The sequence below is a fragment of the Dietzia sp. CW19 genome (assembly GCF_014145265.1).
Classification (GTDB): Bacteria; Actinomycetota; Actinomycetes; order Mycobacteriales; family Mycobacteriaceae; genus Dietzia; species Dietzia natronolimnaea.
The window spans coordinates 1-1838 of record NZ_JAALEE010000208.1; the positions used below are offsets into that span (position 1 = coordinate 1).

General features: G+C 71.2%; 2 protein-coding genes. One reads left to right on the plus strand and one right to left on the minus strand.

Annotated features, from left to right (window positions below; all coding sequences use genetic code 11):
* Positions 1–71 precede the first annotated feature (71 nt).
* A complete protein-coding gene (locus G6021_RS06985; protein WP_179524412.1) occupies positions 72–776 on the minus strand; it encodes a Crp/Fnr family transcriptional regulator in 705 nt (234 codons plus the stop codon).
* A gap of 317 nt (positions 777–1093) precedes the next feature.
* On the opposite strand from G6021_RS06985, the gene nth reads away from it, so the two are divergent.
* Positions 1094–1838 (plus strand): endonuclease III (nth, locus tag G6021_RS06990; RefSeq protein WP_182640930.1); only part of this gene is annotated, 745 nt, incomplete at its 3' end.

Consider the following 1838-nt stretch of genomic DNA (forward strand, 5'->3'; position numbering starts at 1 on the left):
ATGTGTGCGGAACGCTCTTGTCGACGAGGTCGGCCGGGTCGACGGGGCCGACGGGGCCGGCGGGGCTCAGCTCAGCGGGCGCGGCGGGCCAGGCGCTCGGTGTCGGAGATGATGACGCTCTTGCCCTCGAGCCGCAGCCAGCCGCGGTGAGCGAACTCGGCCAGGGCCTTGTTGACGGTCTCGCGGGACGCGCCGACCAGCTGGGCGATCTCCTCCTGCGTGAGGTCGTGCGTCACGCGGATGTTGGCGCCCTCCTGGGTGCCGAAGCGCTGGGCCAGCTGCAGCAGCGCCTTGGCCACGCGACCGGGGACGTCGGTGAAGATGAGGTCGGCCAGGTTGTTGTTGGTGCGGCGCAGGCGGCGGGCCAGCACGCGGAGCAACTGATCGGAGATCTCGGGACGCTCGGAGATCCACCGCTTGAGCGCGGAGCGGTCCATGGCCTGGACGGAGACGTCGGTGACGCAGACCGCCGAGGAGGTCCGCGGGCCCGGGTCGAAGATGGACAGCTCGCCGAACATGTCCGACGGGCCGAGGATCGACAGCAGGTTCTCGCGGCCGTCGGGGGCCTTGCGGGAGAGCTTCACCTTGCCGGAGGTGACGATGTACAGGCTGTCGCCCTGCTCGCCCTCGCGGATGATCACATCACCCTTCGAGTACTCCTCGCGGGTCAGGTCGGCACGCAGCGCCGAGACGGCCGCGGGCTCGACACCCTGGAAGATGCCGGCCCGGGTGAGTACGTCGTCGGCAGACTGGTCCGTGCGGCGATCTATCGTCACAGTCTGTGACCCTCCCGTTCGGGCGCGGACGAGCGAGGTCCGCGCCATGGCGTGCGTGTGGCGAAAGCCACTGTAGCCGTTCCGGTGCCCCAGGTGTGACCAACGCGCGGCGACCGGGGTGGGTCAGGTCTCGATCTTCTCCGGCTCGGCCAGGATGGCGGCCTCGAACTTGTCCATCAGGAGGGCGAAGCCGGCGAGGAGGACCGGGACCAGGACGACGAGGATTCCCTGCATGACCCCGAGTAAACACCCCCGCGGGCCGGCTCGCACGCGCGGCCCGGCGCACCCGAGGGTGGTCCGGGCCGTAATGTGGACTCATGCCCGACCCCGCTCCAGCTTCCACGAAGCGCCGCAGACGAGGGGTGGCCGCGAGGGGGGTGGAAACCGACCTCGGGCGCACCCGCCGCGCCAGGCGCATGCTCCGCACCCTCGAGAGCGCGTTCCCGCACGTCTACTGCGAGTTGGACTTCCGCGACCCGCTGGAGCTGAGCGTCGCGACGATCCTGTCCGCGCAGTGCACGGACAAGCGGGTCAACGAGGTCACGCCCGCCCTGTTCGCGCGGTACCGCACGGCCGCGGACTACGCGGGCGCGGACCGCGAGGAGCTGGAGGCGCTGATCCGTCCGACCGGTTTCTACCGCAACAAGGCACGCAGCATCCAGGGTCTGGGCGCGGCGCTGGTGGAGAAGTACGACGGCGAGGTGCCGCGGCGGCTCGAGGACCTGGTCACCCTCCCCGGGTTCGGGCGGAAGACGGCCAACGTGGTGCTCGGTAACGCGTTCGGCGTGCCCGGGCTGACGGTGGACACGCATTTCATGCGCCTGGTCGCGCGCTGGAAGTGGACCGAGGCCACCGACCCGGTCCGCATCGAGCGGGAGGTGGCGCGGCTGCTCCCGCGCGCGGAATGGACCGACGCCAGTCACCGGATCATCTTCCACGGCCGACGGGTGTGTCACGCGAGGACCGCGGCCTGCGGGGCGTGTGTCCTGGTCGACGACTGCCCGTCCGCGGGCGAGGCCGGCCCGCTCGATCCGGTGGCCGCCGCCCGCCTCGTGGCGGGAC